Genomic DNA, 21636 nt, shown 5'->3' with positions numbered 1-21636 from the left:
TTCACCGTCAGCGGGACGGGGTCGTCAACGACCTATGGACGGGGACGCCTGTTGTCCGACTAATGGAGGATTACGAAAAAGCCCGGCACTGGCCGGGCTTTCTGTAGATGGGCCAAATCCCTTTGGCTGACTGCATTGTGCCTGGCAGGTGTGACGAAGGTGTGACAGGGTAGATACGAAAAGTCCAGTGTTGGGCATTGGTTCGGCCGGATGCGATTGGCCTACCGCAACGGGCGATAGGTAATGGGATCGACGTAAGGCGTCTGCAGGTCCCGCTCGGGGATTTCCCAGATGATTTGCCTTGGCGGCGTTTCCTTGGAGGCCGGATTGTTGAGGTAGCTGTTGGCAGCGCCAGAGAACGCTCCGCCGTCTTTGGCGAAGTTGCCTATGGGGGCGCCCAGTGCCTGCTGCAGGAACCCTGCGAAGTTAGAGTTGCGTGAGAATGACGTGCCGATGAGCACGGTATCGGGGAGGTCGGCATCGCCAAAAAGGTCTGCCTCAGCGTCAGGGCTGGCGGCTGACGCAACGGGAAGTTCGTGGGTGCTGGTCTGGGCGACCATTTCGGGGGGGGGTTGCCATTTGAGCGGCAGCCAGTCGATGCCCGCCAGATGGACCAGATCGCCAGGTCGCACCGCGAGCGGGGCATGACTTTCGATGAACGACCTGCGCGGCGTTGCGCTGATGCCCAGGGTATTCAGGCGCTGCGCGATGGCCTCGGCTGCCGCCTTCGCGCCGGATTCGCTCCAGTGCGTATCGGTGTGCAACCAGGCGCTGGCTCCCAGTGGCGTCAGCGCAGCGGTGAGGTCCAGATTCGACACGCCACCCACTTCCAGCTTCGAGGTCCATGCCTGGATGCGCCCTTCGAGAGCGTCTGGGCGGTGCAGTGCGCAACGCTGCTCAGCAGCGATGCGGCTCTTGTCTGGAACGATGACCACCAGCAGGCTAATGCCACGTTGGGTGAGCTGCTGCTGCAGATCAATCACGGCCTGGGCTTTGGCATCGGCATTACGCTGCGCTTGATGATGGACCTTGAGCTCATCGGCCAAAAACAACCAGTCAGGACAACCCGGGCGAACTCTCGGCCCGGTGTCACCGAGGAGCAGCCAGCTGACACCGCGCTCCAGCTCGGCGAACGTCGTGGGGAGTTGAGCGTTCGACAGTTCCTTGGCGATCCGATGCGTGATATCGCCGTCAAAAAACGGCGGAGCCAGCACTTTATCGGCTGACAGCGAGATCTGCCCTGAAACGATCAGGCTGCCAGAGGACAGCAGTCCGACGAACAGGAAAATCAGCAGCGCGACGCCTGCCAACCGACTGCTGCGTGTCGCCAGATCATCTGGCTGAGTAGTAGGGGACGGGGTGTGCCTTGGGATCGTCATCAGAATTGGAAGTACAGGAAGGGTACGGTTTCGCGACTGGCAATCAGAGCGAACGACAGCATGAAACCGGCGATGGGCCAAAGGGTGGCGGCGTAGAGCACAAGGCCGCCAAGTTGTTTCTCACAGTAAGGACGCAGCAGCGGTGCGACGACACCGAACACACCCAGCAACCCCGCAAGGCCGTGTATCGGGCGCAGGGTCGCGGACAGTTCATCACCGAGGGCGATGCCCTGCAGTCCGAACTGTCCGGCGTACAGGTTCAGCGCGCCATGAAAGTCGGGGGCGCGGAACAGTGTCCAGGCCAGGCAGACGAATAACAGTGTCAGTCCATGGGACAGCACAGGCGGTACAGAGGGTAGGGTGGAACGGCTCCAGGCACGATCAACGCATAACGCGAGGCCATGGGCGCAGCCCCACAGCAGATAGTTCCAGCTGTCGCCACCGTGCCATAGACCGGCGATGGCCATGATCAGGAACAGGTTGCGGTAGGTTTTCCAGGTGCCATTTCGATTGCCGCCCAACGGAATATACAGGTAGTCACGTAACCAGCTGGACAGCGACAGGTGCCAGCGGCGCCAGAAGTCCTGGATGCTGTTGGCCAGATACGGACGGTCGAAGTTCTCGGGAAAATGGAAGCCCAGCATCAGTCCCAGCCCAATGGCCATGGCACTGTAGCCGGCGAAGTCGAAGAACAGTTGCAAGGAGTAGGCAAGGCAGCCAACCCAGGCGTCGAAGAAGCTGGGGGCCGGCAAACTGAACGCCACATCGACCACGGGCGACAGGGTGTCGGCCACAAGGACCTTCATGCACATCCCGACCATGAACCGGCGTGCGCCCAGGGAAAAATTCTGCAGGTTGAAGAAACGTAGATTCAGCTCGCGCCGAACCCAGTCATAGCGAATGATGGGGCCGGCGACCGAATGGCCGAACATCGAAATATAGGTGGCGTAGTTGATGAAGCTGCGTTCAACCGGCACGGTATGGCGATGCACATCCACCAGATAGGAAATCGCCTGCAAGACGATAAACGACAGCCCGGCCGGCATGATAACCCGCTGCCAGTCCAGGGGCATGGCGCCGTACCAGGTGGCGGCATCAATCAACGTGCCGGCGACGATGTTGGCGTACTTGTACCAGCATAGCACCGCTGTGTTGAGCACGATCAGCGTCGTGAGCAGCCGCACACGGCCCTTGCCTTCTTCCCGTAAGGTGTCAATCAGCAAGCCGCCGACCCATGCCGTGATCGTCAGCGCCACATGCACAGCGAGGAACCGTGGGCTCAACCAGCCATAGAACAGCCAGCTGCCGATCAGTAGCGTGACGTTGCGCCAGGCGGCCGGGGACAGTGCATAGGCACACAGGAACAGCGGCAGGAACAACGTCAGAAACTCGAGAGAGGCAAAAACCATGGTGGTGGCGCGATCCGATCAGTGGGCCAGGACGTCAGTCGCGAGCAACAGGTAAGGGCCATTTGCGCCAGGCAGCAGCACAACACTGTAGCGCTCGCCAGCCTTGAGCTGGCCCAGGTCAAGCGGGGCACCGACGTTGGTTTGGGCGCAGACCAATTGAACCGATAGGCTGACCGGATTGATCGCGCGACGTTGCACGCTGCCGTCGGCCACCTCCTTGAACAGCTCGGCGTTCTTCCCCGCAGCGCGCAAACCGGCCTGGGTGCACGCTGGATCGGCGCTGATAAACGCCAGTGAGGCTCTCAGGCTATTGAAGTCGTCGGGTTGCTCACGGATAACGACCTGGCGGATACCTTGTGCGCTGTCTGGCAAGGCGATCACGCTGGCGAATTCGCCTGCCGCCACCTGGATGTCCAGCGGCTGGCTCTTGCCGTTGCGTTCCAGGGTGCCCTTGATCGGCTGGTTGGCGGGCACGGGCAGGTAGTCGGACACGGCATGGGTGCCTTCGAGTCTGAGGCTTGCCCGCGAGCCTTCGGCCAGCAGTTGCAGGGGACGGTCGGCGGCGTTGATAAAGCGCAGGAAGGCCGAGTCCTGATCCGGGCCCGTCGGGTACAGGGCAATGTCGGCGGCCTGGGCGTGCAGGCTGAGCGTCAAGGGTGCGAACAGCGCCCAGCTGAATGCGGATCGGGTCATTTGCCGGCTCCTGTGCTGCTGACGCGGTCGGCGGGCAGTTTGGCCAGGGCATCACCGATCGCATTGCCCCAGGATTGATAACCGGCGACGGTGAAGTGCTGCCCGTCGGTGGTGATCCATTGCCCGGGTTTGGAGAACGTCAGCGAATCGATGTAGGTACAAGGCGCCACGTTCGCGGCCAAGAACTGTGACATCAATTGAGTGCGGGCATCATTCTTCTGGTACATGCCACCGGCTTTGCCCCAGGCCGGGCCCACCCAGGCGCAACGGGTCCCGGTGGCCGCGATGGCCTTGGCCAGGCCGGTGACGCTTTGCCATGCCCAGGCCTTCGGGAACACCGGCTTGTCATAGGACGCCATGGTGTCGCCGATGACCAGTACCACCAGGTCGGGCTTGTCGGCGGCGATCAGGTCCTGGATCGGTGTGGTGGTTGCCTCGCGCCCTTTGATCACGATCTTGTCGTTGCCTTTGCGCTCGGCACCGCAGTCGACCTTTTTGCTGATCAGCCAGTCACCGGCGCTGGCGCCGCAGGCACCGATGGAATGGACCTGGGCGCCTTGGCGACTCAGGTTGTCGTGCAGCGGCTCCAGCAAATGGTCCGCGAGGCTCATATGGCTCTCCCCAAGGACAAGGAGAGTCAGGCCGGCAAGGGCAGAAGTGGGCATCGAAAGCTCCAGAATGATCAGTTGGAATAAGGCGAGGTGTACGGGCTGACCGGCAGGCTCATGGGGCCGTCGGTCTCTTCGAACTGGTAGCGCAAGGACAGGGCAGCGCTGAGTTGTTGGTAGTCGCGGGCGTTGTCCAGGCCCAGATTGGCGCCCAGCAGGAACTTCGAAGCGACCTTGTATTCAGCCGCCGCGGCGACGCTGTAGCCGATCCCGGTTTTGTTTTGCCCTGCGTAGCGCAGGCCCGAGGCCGCCTGCAGGGCTTTGTCGGTCGGGAAATAGTCGACGCTGTCCTGCTCGAAATGCTGCACGCCGACCGAGCCCTTGACTTGATACGTCAAGCGCCCGGTGCGTTGTGCCCAGGTCACCGGCACGCCAAGGGCGAAGAACGTTTGCGGGCTGAAATAGCCGCCGTGGCCGTAGGTGAAAAAGTCCTGATTGTTGGCGTAGCTGATGCCGGTCATGCTCAGGCCGACGGTCAGCTTGCTGTCCGTTGCATTTTGCAGGTACCAGTACACACCGCTGCCCAGTTCACTGCGGCTGTTGGATTCGACGTGGTTGCCCGATAGCTGGTGCCAGGAGGCGTAGCCATAGGCGCCGACTTCGTTGTCGTCATAGCTCAACTGGCCACGCCCGCCGTTGGCGGTCACACCGCCCCAGGACTGCCCGCTGCGTTTGTCCGTGGTGCCGGCAAACGAGGTGAGGCTGTCAGTCACCGGGCGCCGGGAAACGCTCACTCCGTAGCGGACATTAGAGGCGTCGCTTATGGGGCGATCAACGCTGATGCCGCCCGTGGCGGTGGAGTATTTGAAGCCGAGCGGGGTGGTGCCGAGATCGGCTTTGAGTCCATCCGCGGGCCGTTGCATGGCGACGGAAAGGCCAACCCCCTCGGCTTTTTGCGAGCCGACGCTGCCGCTCTGCGCACCGTTACCGAAACGCGACAGCGCCTCGCTGCTGGCACTGCCGGCGTTCAGCGAGACCGGCGTCACGCGCAGGGCGAGGCGGCTTTCATCCAGCGGAAGACTGATTTCCAGCGGTGTTTCAACATCGGTCAGTTTGCTCAACCCCGACTCACTGTCGTTGTTGCGAATGCTCACGCCCTGGGTGACGTAGGCACTGCGCTCCTGAAGGATTTTCTTCAGCGCCAGTTGCGCGGGGCTGATGTCCTCGCTCAGCAGTGCTGCGCGCGGCAGTTGCGACTCGAATGGATTGCTCGCCTGCTGCGGCCTTGGCGTGGCGTCGACGGCAAAAGGGGGGCGGGACGTCATGCGGCCCGGCATCTCTTGAACCGGTGGCGGGATGGCTGCCAGCAAGGTGTCGCGACTGACTTCGTTACGTGAACCCGACACCCCGGCAAAAGGGTTGGGCGCCACTGTCGAACCTGCCAGTTGGCCGCTCTGGTTTCTGCGTTTCTCGCTCTGTTCGATGGCCACTGCCTTGCGCAGCAGATCGGTCGCCATGCCCGTCTTGCCCATGTTCTGGTAGAGACGTGCGGCCTCGGTCAGCGTTTGAGGGTTACCGGATTCGGTCTTGAGCAGCTGTTGCAGCGCCTGTTCGGCAAAGGCCGTGTCATGTGCCAGCACCGCCGCGTCGGCAGCACCCAGCAGTAGTTGCGGGTCGCTTGGCTGGCGCTGCAACAGCGGTTTGTAGAGTTCGAGGGCTTTTGCCGTGTCGCCGTTGGCCGAGTACATCCGTGCCAGGGCCGCGACGGCAGCGCTGTCACCGGGACGTTGCGCCAGTGCGGGCGCCAGCGTGTCATAGGCGTTGGCCAGATCGCCACGTTCACGCAGTTGGTCAGCCTGGCGGATGCGATAGCGATGGAGCAGGTCGTCGAAACGCTTGCGAGCCGGCGCGTTCAAGGGCCTGTTCTGAAGGTCGCGCAGAATCTCGTTGACCTGTGCGTCTTCTCCGGATTCAAGCAGGACGGCGGCGTATTGCAGGATGAAGTCCGCCGAGGGTGTAGCGGTGTGCTGCAACTGGCCGCGCATGAGGGCCAGTGCACGGGTCGGCTCGCCGACGGCGACATAGGCCGAGGCCAGGCTCGCCGTGCGATCTGGGCTGTTGTTGGCCATCGGCTGAATACGATCGAGCAAGATCAGGGCTTCCTGGCGCTGTCCGCGCTTGCCCAGGTCGATCGCCTGGCTGAGTTGCAGGTTGAGGCTGACATCTGCGGCCAGCGCTTGCATGTCCGGGGTGCGCTGGTCGGGTCGCAAGCGTCCCAAGGTGGTCTGGGCGGCTTTCCACTCACCCATCTGGACCGACAGCAAGGCGCTGACGTAAAGCGAATCGGCATTGTCGGGGTGGTCCTGGAGCATGGCGTTGATCAGGTCCCGAGCCTTTTGCGGTTCGCCCATCGCCAGGTTCAGGCGGGCCAGGGCGAAACGTGTCCAGATGTTGTCCGGTTCGTAGCGCAGAGCGTCTTGCAAGGCGTTGCGCGCAGCGGGCAGGTCGTTGCGCTGTTCGGCGAGGGCGGCCAGTTGCGTCGCACGCAAGGCTTGCAGGCGTGCGGACTGGCCGATCCTGGTCTGTCCAGTGGCAGGCAGACTGTTGATCAGTTGCAGGGCTTCATCGTTCTTGCCGCTCTTGAGCAGCACGTTGACCAGCCCTTCCAGTGCTTGCGGGTCGTCGCGGCGCAGGCTCAGCACCTGGCGATAGTTGCCCTGAGCGTCATCGAACTGGCCCGCGCCGGCCTGAATGTCCGCCAGGGCGAGGCGAGCGTCGACCCCGTTCGGGGTCAGGCGCAGCGCCTGGTTTACCAGGGTCTGTGCCTGGACTGTCTGGCCTTTGGCCTGGGCGTCCCGAGCCTGCTGCAGCGCAGACCAGTAGCGCACTTCGTTCAACGCGACTTGCCACTGGCTGCCGTCAGGTTGTCGAGTGGCCTGCCCCAGGAGCTGTTCCGCTTCGGCCAATCGGTGTTGCTGCTGGCGAACAACCCCAAGGCCACCCAGGGCGTCGGCATCGTCGGGCCGGGTTTTCAGGCGCGCTTGAAAAGCCTGTTCGGCGGTGACCAGATCACCTTCTTTGAGCGCCTTCAGGCCGCGCGCGACTTCGGCCGGCGGTTGCCATGCCTTGCTGGCCGTCGTTGCCACCTGTTGCTTGCCCTTGTTCATCTGCGCGCGGATTTCCACGTCATCCGGATGCGTCTTGAGGTACGCCTCGAACAACGGCACCTGTGCCTGATTGGGCGGGCCGATCCAGGTCAGCGCCAGGCGCCAGCTTTCGTCGGCATCACCGGCTATGTCGGTACGCTGGGTCAGCGCGGCCAGGGCGCGGATGCCCTCGGCACGACTGTCTTCATGGCGCACCAGATGCTTGGCGTAAAACAGCGCGAGGATCGAGTCGTTGGGCATCTCACGTTGCAGGCGCTGAAATCCGCCGCGTGCTTCAGCCCAGTCAGCCTGATTGAAGGCAAGGTTGTTGTAATACTCGCGGCCGATCGTACCTTGAGGTGGACGGCCATCGAACAGCGAGCGAAACACGACGGTCGCCTTGTCACGCTCACCGGCATCGACGAGGCGCCGAGCCTCTTCCAGACGCTGCTGGTTCTGCGGTTGTGCCAGGGTGATGTCCTGCGCCAATTGCAATGCCTGCCGAGGCGCTGGCTGGATGGCCTGCAAGCGGGCGAGGTATTGCTGCGCCTGTTGTGGCTTGCCCTGTTGTACGCCGATCAAGCCCAGGCCATACAGTGCGTCAACCTGGACCGGGTCCAGCAGCAGGACTTTCAACCAGACTTCCGCAGCGCGTTGAGGGTTGTTGTGCAACTGCCAGTACTGCCCTTGTTCGACGAGTATTGTCTGTGGCGTCGGACTTTGAGCGTGGGCAGCAGCGGCCGTCCATGCGCTCATGACGGCGATGGCTAGCGTGCGATGGTGCGGGTGCATGCGGTCTCCCAGGAGAGTTTCAGCGTTCCGTCTTCCCGGAATCGATATTGTTTATCGGCCCAGCCGAGCGCGAACAGGCTGAGCATCAAGTCGTAGTAACGCGGCGCACCGGCGTCGGCATCAGGCCTGGCCAGCGCTTCGCGCAAGGCGAGTTCGACGCGGCTTCGTTGCTGGTCGGCCAACTTGGGTTGCCCCCTGGCCTGAAGGTAGGGAATCAGTGCAGCCCGGAAACCGAACGGGCTCTGACCCTGAACACTGCCGTGGAGAACCTGGACCGTTTCCGGGGGGGAACCCGTCGCGACAGTGCTGCGGGCCATGCCGTCCAGCCGTTTGAGCAGCAGCGCTGCCAGCGGTTCGGAGGTATCACTCATGCCCAGCCAGAGGTACACGCGAATGGCGTCGTAGCTGCCTGTGTCGCCATTGATCGGATCGCTGAAGAAGACACCCGATTGCGCTGAAGTGCCTTGATAACCGACCCAGTCCGCGACGAATCCGTGGCGGCTGGATTGGGCAATCATCGTCGCAGTGTTGTGGGCAATAGCTTGCCAGGGCCCGGACGGTGCTTCCTTGGCCAGCCGCCGTAACAGCGGCAGTGGCAGGTAGCTGGGGTTCAGGCGCCAGAGTGCGTCCGGCTGGACGAAGCCCTGTGGTCCGGGCAATACCATCGGGCCCAGCCCCGGCAGCTTGACGACCAATTGCGCTTCGATTGTCGCCATCAGATGCAGGGCGTCTCGGTGATAGTCCGGCCGACGCCACAAGCGAGCGGCTTCGAGCAGGGCGTAGGCGATCCACAGGTCGGCGTCGGCGGCCGAATTGGCGTCTTGCAGGCGCCACTGTCCGTCTGTGCCTTGCCCCCATAACCAGCCCGGCAGGCGTGTGGCGATGTCTGCGCCGGCGAGGTTGGCCAAGGTCCAGTGCCAGAGTTTGTCAAAGCGTGACTGATCGTTGCCGATCAGTGCGAAGAGCATGCCGTAGGACTGCCCTTCAGAGGTGCTGTGATTGCTCTTCAGGCTCGATTCGAGAACCCGGCCGTCGTCCTGGACAAAGCGCGTTGCGTAGGTTTGCCAAAGTGGCCAGGCTGGCGACTCGCAGGATGTTGCGGCCGCTATCGCCGGCGCCAGCAGGGCAAGCGCAAGCACGGCGCTCAACCTGCGCGCGTTACCGCACAGGCCCTGGCGAAGTGAAACACCCCGGCTGCTCATGGACGACACAGGCCTGCGCGGCTTATTGGCCAAGACGGCGTTTGGCCCGTATGCGCAGAGCCAGATAGGCCATCGAAGCAAGCAGCAGGACCCCGAGGAGGGTGAACAGCATGAGCGCCATTACATTCTGCGAGAGGTACCACTGCAGATAGCGCAACGGACCCAGGCGCCCGACGTAGTAATCCTGTTCGGCGACCAGCGATTCGACATGCTTGCCCCTGACTACCACCAGGCTGCCTTGCAAATCCTGGGCATTTTCTTCGCTGCTGAGCAGGGCGTTGGTCACGTCGGCCAGGCCGCCAGGCCTTGTGCCGGCGATAAACACCACGCTGCGCCCACTCTTGAGCGGCGATTCGAATCCGGTCAGATAAGCACTGCCGTCCTCGGCACTGAACCTGAAGCTGCTGCGCGCTTCTCGCAGATTGGTCTTCGTATCCGGGCTGATCCAGTTGCGCAGACGCAAGGGCAGGTCAGACAGTTCAAAGTACTGCGCGGCACCTTCGTCCTTGGCCGGTAGAAGGCTTTGCCATTGCTCCAGCAGCGGCTGATTGTTGCCCGAGGCGAGCACCAGCAAATCCCGGTCGCTTTGCTCGGCAACCTGGTCGGCGTGGACTACCTTCACGCCAGTGGCCGGATAACCGGTGGAGTCGCCGAAGCGGCCCAGCAGGGTCAGATAGGCGCTCAGTTCGGCCGGGCCTGGCTCGTCGGGCAGGATCACCGATGTTTCCGACAGGTCGGCCATGCGGGTGAACGGGAAGCCACTGTCCTTGAACACCCCGAGGTTGGGCATGGCCATGAAATGTTCGTACTGGCTGAGGTCCAGGGTCGAGTCCGGGTCGATCACACCGCGCATGTTGTCGATGATGATGTCGCGGCATTCGCCCTGTTTGATGTAGTCATACATAAAGCGAAATTGCAGGCGCGATTGCAGTGCGACTGAATTGAGCGGCAACAGCATGCGCGACGTGCGGGCCAGGCTGTCGTCGGTCTTGAGCATCGACAGCAGGCTGTCGCTGTTGCCGAGTTTCTCGATCGAAGGCAGGTCGATCGACTTGATGAAGCTGTCGTTGAAACTGATCAGCAACGAAGAGTTGGTGGAGACCGGTTGCGGCGTGTAGCGGTATTTCAGGTCAAGTTGCGCACCGGGCTCACGCCAGTTGAACAGGTCAGGTGGCAGGCGTAGCGCAACCGTCATTTGTCCCGGGTTGTAACCCGACACATTGAGTTCCGCAGGCTTCGCCAGTTCACCCAGGCGAACCGGGCGATCGGAGGGCAGCCAGTTTGGCGCGTCGTACGGTTGGCGCGGCTTGAGCGAATCGATCCGGTCGATCACCACGCTCTGCCCGGAAAAGGCCGAGCCACCGAGGGCCAGCGCTGTCGCGGCGACTTTGAGATCGGCGCCATCGCGCCCGGAGACGATCAACAGTTTGCCCTGAACGTCATTCGGGTTGCTCACCAGGGTCAACGTCGGCCCCGTGGCCTCTTTGATCGGTAGGCCGCTCAAGGCCGTTGATTCGCTACCGCTGACAAACACCACCGCGTTGCCTTTGGCCGGCAGGCTGGTGAGGCTGGCGGGGAAGGTTGCGCCGCGGTAGCTGGCCAGGGCGCCAAACCAGGACGACAGGATACCGGCGGCCTCAAGCTCAGGGCCGCCCGGGCGAGCGGCGAACACGAAGGGCAGCTTCAGGGGCGAGGCGTCTCGACGATCGAACAGGGGTTGTGGCAGAGCGGACAGGTCGTTGGGCTGTTTAATCGACGACACCTGAAGGCTCAACTGGCTCTCGTTGCCGATCCTGGCCCACAGGCTGGAGTGCAAAGGGTCTTCACATTGCATCGTGTAGTGACCGATGAACTGCAGGCTGAGCCGATTGAATTCGGTGATCGTCTGCGGTGGAATCTGCACGGTCCGGGTCTGCAACTTACCGGCCTCTTCCTTAGGGAGGGGCAGGCTGGCGGCCACTTGATCGTTGATCAGCACGTTGATTTGCGAAAGATCGGCCAGCAGGGCCGGTGAGTAGCTGTACTGCAGCGTGACCTGGGCAGCCGTGACGACTTCATCGGCGCGCACATCGAAATTCACACTGTCGGTAGCCTCCACGCCTTTAAGGGTCATCGAATAGCTTTTGCCCAGCTCCTTGAGGGTGCGGGTATAGCTGTTGCCGGGGGCATCGGTCCCGGGCAGCGATGCGACTGGTATCACCGCCGGCTCTGTGGCGCTGATTTGCGTGGTGGCACTCAACGCCCAGCCGCTCCAGCCCATTAGCGAGCAGGCAATCAGCAGGAGTGAGCGACGAGGAGGAAAGGTCCGGCGAGTGGAAGGCTTCAAGATCGTTGCGTGTCCGCGGTGGAGTCGATAGGTGATGGAGCGTCCGGGCGTTTGCGCAGCAGCGCCTGGCCATCCTTCAGGGTTGCAATGAACAAGCGCAGGATGGCGCGCAAGCCAATGCCGCTGACCTCGCGCAATGCCGACATGGGCGCGTCGAGGCGGCCGTTACCCCAGGTATTGGCCCAGGTGTCGGCCCGTGAAAAGGTCAGTCGCACCAGTTCACTTTGCTGGCGCAGGGTCAAACCCTCGAGTTGCACGCCTGCCACGCCGTCGTTGCTGAAGATCGTTGTTGCAGGAAAGAGGCTTGAGGGAGGTGTGCGCAGAATGCACAGCCGCAGCTTTTCATTGACGCTGAGCTGAACCTGCGGTGGCAGTGCCAGACCCACGCCGTTCTGAGAGAAGTCCTGGGTTTTGCAATCGAACGAGGTGCCGTCTTCGCGGTAGACGCGCACGGGCAGGTCGGCGGGCACCCTGGGTTCGTTGCGCACCTGAGAGGACTCAGTGGCCACCGCTATGGCGGTGCTGACGATGATGATGTTGTACAGGGTCCAGGCCAGGTTGATCAGCAGGGTCGTGACCTCGGCCGTATCACTCCAGATCAGCTTCACCGCGCCAATCACCAGACCGACCATGTTCAGGGTCAGCAGCACGATGTAAGGCCGTGCGAGCTTCCAGTCGAAATAGTCCTTTGCGATGGTGCCGCCCTTGTCAGTCACGTTGAACTTGCCCAGCGAAGGGCTGATCAGGGCCATCAGTACCGGCCGCATGATGTACCAGGCCAACACCGACTCATACACTTCGTTCCAGAAGGAGTGGCGGAAGCGCCCCTGGATGGCGGAGTTGGTCAGGCTGGAGTGGAATATATGCGGCAGTACATAGACCGTGACCATCAACGCCGAGGCATGGAAAATCTGCGCGTCGAACATCAGGTAGGCCAAGGGTGCGGTCAAGAACACCAGGCGGGGCAGGCTGTAGAAAAAATGCATCATGGCGTTGAGGTAGCAGATGCGCTGCCCCAGGTTCAGACCTTTGCCAAACAGCGGATTGTCGGTCCGAAAAATCTGCGCCATGCCCCGAGCCCAGCGTATGCGCTGGCTGATGTGTCGGGAAAGGCTTTCGGTGGCCAGGCCCGCCGCTTGTGGGATGGCGAGGTAGGCCGTATTGAAACCACGGCGATTGAGCTTGAGTGCCGTGTGCGCATCCTCCGTCACGGTTTCGGTGGCGATGCCGCCGACTTCCAGCAAGTGAGTCCGCCGGATGACCGCGCAGGAGCCACAGAAGAATGCCGCGTTCCACAGGTCGTTGCCGTCCTGCACCAGGCCGTAGAACAGCTCACCTTCATTGGGTACAGAGCGAAAGGTATCGAGGTTCTTTTCGAACGGATCGGGTGAATAGAAGAAGTGCGGCGTTTGTAGCAACGCCAGGTTCGGGTCCTTTAGAAACCAGCCCATGGTGATCTGCAGGAAGGAGCGGGTGGGCACGTGGTCGGCGTCGAATATGGCGATGAACTCGCCATCGGTGACTTTGAGTGCCTCGTTGAGGTTGCCGGCCTTGGCATGTTGATTGTTATCGCGGGTGATGTAGTTGACACCAATCTGCTGACAGAAAGCCTTGAATTCCTCCCGGCGTCCGTCATCGAGCATGTGCACCCGTAGCTTGCCCTCGGGCCAGTCGATGGCCTGAGCGGCGAGCACCACCAGTTTGACGATGCCCAACGCTTCGTTATAGGTGGGAATGAAGACATCTACCGTCGGCCATTCAGCAGGCGGCTGTTGCAGAAACTGCGGTTTGCGGTGCAGCGGCCAGGCGGTCTGCACGTAGCCGAAGATGAGGACGAGCAAGGCATACAGTTCAGCCAGCACCAGCCCGTAGCCAAATACGGCATCCTGCCAGTTGTCGAAGCCCAGGGTGTCTGTCAGGCGCCAGTACATGTAGCGCAGCGAAGCGATCAGCGAGAGGGTGATCAGGGTCAGGATCGCCAGACGCCCGGCTTGCTTGCGGATGATCAGGCTGGTGGCGAAACAGACGGCGGCAAACGCGGCCTGGGAATACAGATTCAGCGGCGCAATGAGGATACCCAGCACCAACAATGCGGCGATCAGCCCGGCCGAGAACTTCAGGCCCTGGCGCCAACGCAGGGGCCATCGACTGACGCGAGCCTGGAAAGTATCCAATAGCTTCTCCAGCCACCACGCCTTCGCGGGTGCCTGATTCAACTGGACGGTCATGGCGTGCCCTGCTCGCTGGAATCACCTGCGCAAAGCAGGGCATGGACCGCGTCTGACAGTGAGAGAATGTCCTGACAGCCAACGCTCCCGGGTGCGTACTGCAGCAGGTCCCGACCATAGGCCAGCGACTCGTTGAACTGGTGATCGAGGCGAATCGTTCCGATCAGGTTGGCGCCGAGCCGCCGCCGAAACAGCACGCCCATGTCCCTGCAGAACGAACGCGAGTCATCCCGTTGGTTGAGCACATAGCGGTGCCGCTGCGCGCGTCGTCGGCTGGTTTCCAGCCATTGGGTCATAGTGTCCAGTGCCAGGTAGGAGGCCGCGTCGGCCACTGTCATCACCAGCACCAGATCGGCGGCATCGAGTGCCTGTTGCGAATAGACGGTCGCACCCGAAGGCGTGTCCAGGATCACCGTATCGTTTTCGCTGAGGTTCATTGACGCAAGGTGCTGATTCAACCAGTCAGAATCTTCAAGCATCAACTGCTTGAGCAATCGGCGATCGTTCACATCGCCAGTGCCGAAGGGCAGGCACTCGCTGTCGCTAAAGCCCGGCAGGCGATGAGCGCCCCAGTCGGCGTCCTGCTCTTTGAGCTGGATCAGCCCGGGAACCTCCCGGGTGATACCCAAGTGGCTGGACAGTGCGTTCTGAGGGTCCAGATCAATCGCGATGGTTCGCCCGCCAGGACGCCGAAGTGTTTTTGCGAGGCCAGCGGCAATGGTGCTTTTACCCACCCCGCCATTCGCCGAAACGATAGCGATGACCTTCGCCCTGGTCCGCTTGCGAGTCGTTTCTGGCAGACCGTCTCGACGAACCTGATTGAGTTCGCGCAACAGGTCGCTCAATCGCTGACGGTCACCCGTAGCAGAACTCGCAGGTGGCTTGGTCAGGAGAGGGGATTTGGGCGAAGGTTGCGAGAGGGCAGCATTCTTCACAGGCTCGATCGGCGCGCCAATCAATAAAGAGGGCTGTGGCTCGTCCAGTTGAAACACAGGGGGTGTTGGTGTTGGGGGAGGCAAGGCCGTCGACGGTTCTTGCTCAGCCGGCGCAGGTGTAGCCGGGTTGTCTTTGAAATCTTTATAGTTCGGTAGTATTTCCTGGTAGCTCTCCGCATTGGCGCCAAAACGTGTAAAGAGTTTCGCAATATCATCTACATATTTCATGCGTTGTACCAGGAATGGAATAACTCAGAAACTCAGCATTCCATTAACTTTAAATCATCAACTTGAAAAGTTTATGCGTCGTCTGGATGTTGGCAGAGTGCCATTAATCTAGAGCGTCTAAATCTTAGTGTCAACGATTGTTATAAGAAGTCAGCGATGGTTGTTGCTGTAAGGCTGGGTGTTATTAAGGTGTTATGTTGCTCGTAGAGAGTTTGAATGTTGGAGTACGCCCAGTAAGGACTGTTCAACGAGCTGTAATGTAATGATGGGTAATGGGGGGGTGACTTTCGGCGCGATGGTGTGTGAATGTTGATCGACTTCGATGGTTTTATGCCGGCTTATGTATTAAAGAGGTTGGCTGGTATTTATTAAGGAATAGTAGTGGTTTTAAAACAATGTTCTTCCGTTTTTACCAGACGTCGAGTTATGGACGCCTGATGGCGAGAGTTGCAAGGGAAATACGCGGCCCCGGTTGGCAGGTTTTCGGTGAGGACCCGACGCCAGTGCTATTGATGCCGTCAGCCTGATGAGTGCTGTTTCGATTGGTTGTAAATAGAACTTGGTGACGTGGCTTGCGATCATTCCATTGCGTAGGTGTTGTGATCTTCATGTCGTTTCGCAATGATGATGAAAATAACTATCAATTACAGTGCTCGCCAATGCCAAGAGCATGATTTGCTTTTTTTAACTGGCCTCGTCAGAGCGTTCCAAGCGTCAACTCCATCGCCAGTACAGTGGACAACGCCAGCGCAATCAATAACGCTATAAACATCAGGCTCAACTGAGCGATATGCTTATAACGGGGTATCGGTCTATTCGTGATTCGAGCAATTGATTTATTAGTGGAAGCCATCACCAATCCTCACTTTTCCGCGGAACACGTAATAGCTGCAGAGGGTGTACATCGGGATCACCGGCAGGATGAACAGTGCTCGCCAGTCAGGTAGAACCGCTGACTGCTGGTGTCGCGCGTTGCATATTTCACCCCTCGCGTCATGCGGAGTCTGGCAAGCCCCGTCGTCTGCATGATGTCCGGGACGACAGCTGTTACGGGTACGAGGAGGGGTGCAACTAATGAGCCATTTCAATAGGGCGAAAAAAGTTCAACTTAATTAGTAGACTGCTTCCGGGCGTTTCGAGCAGGAGAAAGGGGAGTGGGGAATATTCCTCAAATCAGGTGGTAAACGCCCGGTTGGGTGGGTGTAATGCCCCATTTATGGAGATAGTAGCGGCCTTGTTTCACCGACCGCTCCTGGTAGGGGTAGCTTGCCCTGAGGCGAGAATTTTCGGATTGCCGTATTTCACAAATGAATCATTGAGTTACTGAGTGGTCATAATTACGGTTGAATGCTATCCAGACGATCTTCTCGGAGAGTGACAACCGCCTCTGTAGCTCTGACCATTCAGGACGTTCAAATGAAGCGCGCAGTAATGATGATCTTGGCCCTTTCAGGTTCGCTCTTGCTGGGAGGCTGCGGCCCTCACTGGGAAGACGGAGGGAGGTACGGTCGAGATTATGATCATGATTATCGTCGTGGATACGACCAAGGGGATGACGATGATCAAGGTTATTATCGTCGACATGATCATCGTGACTATGATCGTTACCACCGTCAGTATCGCGATCGCGACGACAGGGACGATTGATACTTTTATCGTCTCTTTCAGGGCGGGTTGATTTCCGCCCTGATCCCTCCTGCTCATTGAGCTAGCGCTGTTACAGAACCCTTAGCGTCGATCCAGCCAAACCGTTTGTGCATTACAGAATTCGCGCACCCCGAAATGCGAGAGCTCCCGGCCAAAGCCACTCTTCTTCACTCCACCAAAGCTGACACGCGGATCGCTGGCGCTATAGCCGTTGATGAACACGCCGCCGGTTTCAAGTTCGCCGGCCATCTGCCGGGCGAGTTCGACATTGCGCGTGTAGAGGGTGGCGGTGAGGCCGAATTCGCTGTCATTGGCCAGCTCCAGCGCATGGGCTGCATCTCGGGCCGTGATGATCGAGGCCACAGGACCAAACAATTCCTGTTTGAATGATGTCATCTGATCGGTCACGTCACCGAGTACAGTGGGTTCATAGTAATTGCCGGGGCCTTCAGTCTTCTTTCCACCCATCAGCAACGTCGCGCCTTCTTCCAGTGTGTCGCGTACCTGTTGATCCAGTTCATCGCGCAGATCGAAGCGAGCCATCGGGCCGATGTAGGTGTTGCTGGCTAGTGGGTCACCAACGACCAGTTGTCGGGTAGCCTCGACAAACCTGCGGGTAAATTCCCGGGCAATGCCTTGTTCGACAATCAGGCGTTTGGCGGCGGCGCAGACTTGTCCTGTGTTCTGATAGCGCCCGACCACGGCGGCTTTTACCGCCTCATCGAGGTCCGCGTCGTCGAGCACGATAAATGGGTCGGAGCCGCCCAGTTCCAGCACGCATTTCTTCAGTGCAGCTCCAGCCTGAGCACCGATGGCCATGCCCGCACGGACGCTACCGGTGAGGGTGACAGCCGCGATGCGTGGATCGGCGATCGCCCTGGATACCCCCTCCGGTGTGACATTGATGACTTCGAAAGCACCTTCAGGAAAGTCCGCTTGCTTGAAGGCTTCCAGCAGCAGGTAGGCGCTGCCCATGACGTTTGGCGCGTGCTTGAGCACGTAGGTATTGCCGGCGAGCAAAGTGGGGACCGCGCCGCGCAGGACTTGCCAGATGGGGAAGTTCCACGGCATGACGGCGAGAATCGGACCGAGCGGGCGATATTCAATGCGTGCCTTGCCGCCTTCAACCAGGGTCGGTTCCGGGCTCAGCATGGCGGGGCCGTGTTCGGCGTACCACTCGCAGAGTTGTGCGCACTTTTCAATTTCACCGCGGGACTGAGTAATCGGCTTGCCCATTTCCCGGGTGATCATGTTCGCCATGGCCTCTGCGTTGTTGCGCAAGGCTTGGCCGAGGTTGATCAAAAGCTGTGCGCGTTGTTCAACCGGTTTGCTGCGCCAGCTACGAAACCCGATAGCGGCCCGCGTCAGCGTAGCCTGCAATGCTGAATCGGATTCGAAAGGGTACTGGCCGATCTGTTCGCCGGTAGTCGGGTTGATCGAAATGGCATGGCTAAGGCTGGAAACGTTGGTCATGGCACCGTCCTGCAAGGTGGGGATGTGCTCAGGTTATGGGGGTATATGTTTTATGGAAACTGAATAATACTGAGCATAATGTTCACGTTTGGAGAAAGTATCCTGGATCTGGTTCAGCTCGAAATTTTCAAGGCTGTCGCCGAGCACGGCAGCATTAGCGTGGCCGCCCAGCATATTCATCGGGTGCCCTCGAATCTCACGACCAGAATCAAGCAGCTTGAGCTGGACTTGGGGGTGGACCTGTTTATCCGCGAGAAGAGTCGCCTGCGCCTGTCGCCGGCTGGCTGGAGCTTTCTGGATTACGCTCGACGCATTCTCGACCTGGTTCAGGAAGCTCGCGCCACAGTGGCGGGTGAAGAGCCACAAGGAGCATTCGCCCTGGGTTCGCTGGAAAGTACTGCGGCGGTACGTATTCCAGAGCTATTGGCGGTCTATAACCAGAAGCACGCCAAGGTCGAGCTGGACCTGTCCACCGGGCCCTCCGGGACCATGATCGATGGGGTGCTGTCAGGGCGGCTGGCCGCTGCATTTGTCGATGGTCCGGTGTTGCATCCGGCGCTGGAAGGGGTGCCGGTATTCGAGGAGGAAATGGTCTTGATCGCGCCGCTCAATCATGAGCCGATTCATCGGGCGAAGGATGTGAATGGCGAAAACATCTATGCATTCCGCTCCAACTGCTCCTATCGCCATCATTTCGAAAGCTGGTTCGCCAATGGCGCAGCGGTGCCCGGCAAGATTTTCGAAATGGAGTCCTATCACGGCATGTTGGCCTGTGTCAGCGCCGGTGCCGGTCTGGCGCTGATGCCTCGCAGCATGCTCGAAAGCATGCCTGGATGCACGACGGTCAGCGTCTGGCCGTTGTCGGAGTCGTTCCGCTATTTGTGTACCTGGCTGGTGTGGCGCAGGGGGACGGTGTCGCAGAGCCTGACGATGTTTGTGCGCTTGCTTGAGGAGCGCGGGGTGGTGTTGGTCGAAAAATAGTGGAAAGTTAACGGTCTGTGCTGAAAAACCGGATAATGGCGGCCAAATCGTATAGCTCGTTATTCTGGTAAGCACGCATGGAAATCAAGGTCAACTTTCTCGACAACCTTCGACTTGAGGCCAAGTTCGACGACTTCACGGTGGTGGCCGACCAACCTATCCGCTATAAGGGCGATGGCTCTGCACCCGGTCCGTTCGATTACTTCCTGGCTTCGTCGGCGTTGTGTGCGGCGTATTTCGTGAAGTTGTATTGTGAGACTCGCAATATCCCCACCGACAATATCCGCCTGTCGCAGAACAACATTGTTGATCCGGAAAACCGCTACAACCAGATTTTCAAGATTCAGGTCGAGTTGCCGGCGGATATCTCCGACAAGGACCGCCAGGGTATTTTGCGCTCGATCGATCGTTGCACAGTAAAGAAGGTGGTGCAAACCGGGCCTGAGTTTGTGATTGAAGAGGTCGAAAATCTCGACGCCGATGCCCAGGCGTTGCTGATGCCGCACTCGACTGGCGAGGCGGGCACCTACATTGTGGGCAAGGACCTGCCACTGGAGCAAACCATCGCCAACATGTCGGGCATTCTGGCCGACTTGGGCATGAAGATTGAAATCGCTTCGTGGCGCAATATCGTTCCCAATGTGTGGTCACTGCATATTCGCGATGCGCACTCGCCGATGTGTTTTACCAACGGCAAAGGCGCGACCAAAGAAGGCGCGCTGGCATCGGCACTGGGCGAGTTTATCGAGCGGCTCAACTGCAACTTCTTCTACAACGATCAGTTCTGGGGCGAGGACATCGCCAATGCGGCGTTTGTGCATTACCCGGACGAGCGCTGGTTCAAGCCTGGCCCGAAGGACGAACTGCCGACTGAAATTCTCGACGAGTACTGCCTGAAAATTTACGACCGGGACGGCGAGTTGCGTGGCTCGCATCTGTACGACACCAACTCCGGCAACACCCAGCGCGGTATTTGTTCGCTACCCTTTGTGCGCCAGTCGGACAATGAGGTGGTGTACTTCCCGTCCAATCTGATCGAAAACCTGTTCCTGAGTAATGGCATGAGCGCCGGCAACACGCTGGCCGAAGCGCAGGTGCAATGCCTGTCGGAGATCTTCGAGCGTGCGGTGAAGCGCGAAATCCTGGAAGGCGAAATGGCCCTGCCGGATGTGCCGCAGGAAGTGCTGGCCAAGTACCCGGGCATTCTGGCGGGTATCCAGGCCCTGGAAGAGCAGGGCTTCCCGGTGCTGGTGAAGGATGCGTCGCTGGGCGGGGAGTTCCCGGTGATGTGTGTCACCTTGATGAACCCGCGTACCGGTGGCGTGTTTGCCTCGTTCGGCGCGCACCCAAGCCTGGAAGTGGCGCTGGAGCGCAGCCTGACGGAGCTGCTGCAAGGCCGCAGTTTTGAAGGCTTGAACGATCTGCCTCAACCGACCTTCGAAGGTCAGGCGGTGACTGAGCCGAATAACTTCGTTGAGCACTTTATCGACTCCAGCGGTGTGGTCTCGTGGCGCTTCTTCAGTGCCAAGCCGGATTTTGAATTCGTTGAGTGGGATTTCTCCGGTCAAGGCGAAAACTCCAATGTCGAAGAGGCCGCGACGTTGTTCGGTATTCTCGAAGACATGGGCAAAGAAGTGTACATGGCGGTCTATGAGCACATCGGCGCCAAGGCCTGTCGCATTCTGGTGCCGGATTACTCGGAAATTTATCCGGTAGAAGATTTGATCTGGGATAACACCAACAAAGCGCTGCAGTTCCGCGCCGACATCCTCAACCTGCACAGCCTGAGCAAAGTCGGTCTGAGAACGCTTGCCAAGGGTTTGGAAAACAGTGAGCTGGATGATTACACCGACATCACCACTCTGATCGGCATCGAGTTTGACGACAACACGCCTTGGGGAAAATTGACGATCCTGGAGCTGAGGCTGCTGATTTATCTCGCCTTGCAGAAGTTTGATCAGGCGAAAGATCTGGTGGAAGCCTTCTTGCAATACAACGACAACACCGTCGAACGCGGCTTGTTTTATCAAGCCGTGAACGTCGTGCTGGAAATGCAACTGGACGATGATCTGGAACTGAGCGATTACGAAGCCAACTTCCGCCGGATGTTCGGTAACGAGCGGATGGACGCGGCGATAGGGTCCGTGAATGGCAGCGTCCGTTTTTACGGTCTGACACCGACGAGTATGAAACTGGAAGGGCTCGACAGGCACCTTCGGCTGATCGACAGCTACAAGAAGCTGCATATGGCGCGGGCCAGGGTGGCGGCTTTATATAGCTGATGGCAGCAACAAAAAAGCACCTTGGGTGCTTTTTTGTTTTTTGGCGGCCAGCCAGTCGTCAGTGCGCGATGGTCTTGTTTTTTGGCTATGTCGTGGGCGGTGGCTGCCAATGAGGAAGTCCTTCTATATAGAAGGAGCATTTTGATGTCTCTATCAAGCTCAGGCGGGGGCGTCTTGCTGCTTTCTGCAAGTCATTGATAGAAAAACAGAATCAGTGCTTGACGGCAGATTTCAGATCTCTATAATTCGCCCCACTTCCGGCGCAGTCGAAACGGAAAACTCCTTGATAAACAATGAGTTACGCAGG

Annotated in this window: 13 protein-coding genes and 1 pseudogene; 3 read left to right on the top strand and 11 right to left on the bottom strand. The window is 59.6% G+C overall.

The features are described from left to right. Nucleotides 1-221 precede the first annotated feature (221 nt). From CAF65_RS12605 to CAF65_RS28460, 10 genes and pseudogenes are all read right to left on the bottom strand, one after another. Nucleotides 222-1379 (bottom strand): cell division protein FtsQ, encoded by a 1158-nt coding sequence (locus tag CAF65_RS12605; RefSeq protein ID WP_085716573.1) that lies wholly within the window; start codon nucleotides 1377-1379, stop codon nucleotides 222-224. Beyond that, a complete protein-coding gene (locus CAF65_RS12600) occupies nucleotides 1379-2788 on the bottom strand; it encodes an MBOAT family protein (RefSeq protein ID WP_085716572.1) in 1410 nt (469 codons plus the stop codon). Before CAF65_RS12600 ends, CAF65_RS12605 begins: the two co-directional genes overlap by 1 nt. An 18-nt stretch (nucleotides 2789-2806) precedes the next feature. Beyond that, a complete protein-coding gene (locus tag CAF65_RS12595) occupies nucleotides 2807-3481 on the bottom strand; it encodes an alginate O-acetyltransferase AlgF (RefSeq protein ID WP_085716571.1) in 675 nt (224 codons plus the stop codon). Then, nucleotides 3478-4146, bottom strand: coding sequence for an SGNH/GDSL hydrolase family protein (locus CAF65_RS12590; RefSeq protein ID WP_085716570.1), 669 nt, complete (start codon nucleotides 4144-4146; stop codon nucleotides 3478-3480). Before CAF65_RS12590 ends, CAF65_RS12595 begins: the two co-directional genes overlap by 4 nt. A gap of 17 nt (nucleotides 4147-4163) precedes the next feature. Continuing rightward, nucleotides 4164-8027: a cellulose biosynthesis protein BcsC gene (locus CAF65_RS12585; protein ID WP_085716569.1), complete on the bottom strand. Its 3864-nt coding sequence runs from the start codon at nucleotides 8025-8027 to the stop codon at nucleotides 4164-4166. Continuing rightward, nucleotides 8003-9229, bottom strand: a complete 1227-nt coding sequence (gene bcsZ / locus CAF65_RS12580; protein WP_085716568.1) for a cellulose synthase complex periplasmic endoglucanase BcsZ — start codon at nucleotides 9227-9229, stop codon at nucleotides 8003-8005. Before bcsZ ends, CAF65_RS12585 begins: the two co-directional genes overlap by 25 nt. Nucleotides 9230-9251: 22 nt before the next feature. After that, nucleotides 9252-11555 (bottom strand): cellulose biosynthesis cyclic di-GMP-binding regulatory protein BcsB, encoded by a 2304-nt coding sequence (bcsB, locus tag CAF65_RS12575; RefSeq protein WP_256578638.1) that lies wholly within the window; start codon nucleotides 11553-11555, stop codon nucleotides 9252-9254. Further along, nucleotides 11552-13783 carry a UDP-forming cellulose synthase catalytic subunit gene (gene bcsA, locus CAF65_RS12570; RefSeq protein WP_085716567.1) on the bottom strand — a complete coding sequence of 744 codons (2232 nt, stop codon included), beginning with the start codon at nucleotides 13781-13783 and terminating at the stop codon, nucleotides 11552-11554. Before bcsA ends, bcsB begins: the two co-directional genes overlap by 4 nt. Further along, nucleotides 13780-14946: a cellulose biosynthesis protein BcsQ gene (gene bcsQ, locus CAF65_RS12565; protein ID WP_085716566.1), complete on the bottom strand. Its 1167-nt coding sequence runs from the start codon at nucleotides 14944-14946 to the stop codon at nucleotides 13780-13782. Before bcsQ ends, bcsA begins: the two co-directional genes overlap by 4 nt. An 839-nt stretch (nucleotides 14947-15785) precedes the next feature. Then, nucleotides 15786-15878, bottom strand: a pseudogene (locus CAF65_RS28460) (hypothetical protein); the annotation flags it as partial. Nucleotides 15879-16362: 484 nt separating this feature from the next. On the opposite strand from CAF65_RS28460, the gene CAF65_RS28720 reads away from it, so the two are divergent. Beyond that, nucleotides 16363-16593 carry a hypothetical protein gene (locus CAF65_RS28720; RefSeq protein WP_085716565.1) on the top strand — a complete coding sequence of 77 codons (231 nt, stop codon included), beginning with the start codon at nucleotides 16363-16365 and terminating at the stop codon, nucleotides 16591-16593. Between the two features lie 81 nt (nucleotides 16594-16674). Here CAF65_RS28720 and CAF65_RS12555 read toward each other — a convergent pair whose 3' ends face one another. Further along, nucleotides 16675-18066: an aldehyde dehydrogenase family protein gene (locus tag CAF65_RS12555; protein WP_085716564.1), complete on the bottom strand. Its 1392-nt coding sequence runs from the start codon at nucleotides 18064-18066 to the stop codon at nucleotides 16675-16677. A gap of 102 nt (nucleotides 18067-18168) precedes the next feature. Here CAF65_RS12555 and CAF65_RS12550 point away from each other — a divergent pair, with 102 nt between their 5' ends. After that, entirely contained in the window at nucleotides 18169-19047 is an 879-nt protein-coding gene (locus tag CAF65_RS12550; protein WP_085717044.1) for a LysR family transcriptional regulator, read from the top strand. Nucleotides 19048-19124: 77 nt separating this feature from the next. Beyond that, on the top strand, nucleotides 19125-21329 hold the full coding sequence (locus tag CAF65_RS12545; RefSeq protein ID WP_085716563.1) for an OsmC domain/YcaO domain-containing protein: 2205 nt from the start codon (nucleotides 19125-19127) through the stop codon (nucleotides 21327-21329). Nucleotides 21330-21636: the final 307 nt, after the last annotated feature.

The organism is Pseudomonas sp. B28(2017), from assembly GCF_002113025.1.
GTDB lineage: Bacteria > Pseudomonadota > Gammaproteobacteria > Pseudomonadales > Pseudomonadaceae > Aquipseudomonas.
The sequence above is the reverse complement of the archived record's forward strand: the minus strand, read 5'-3'. Positions and strand labels throughout refer to the sequence as shown.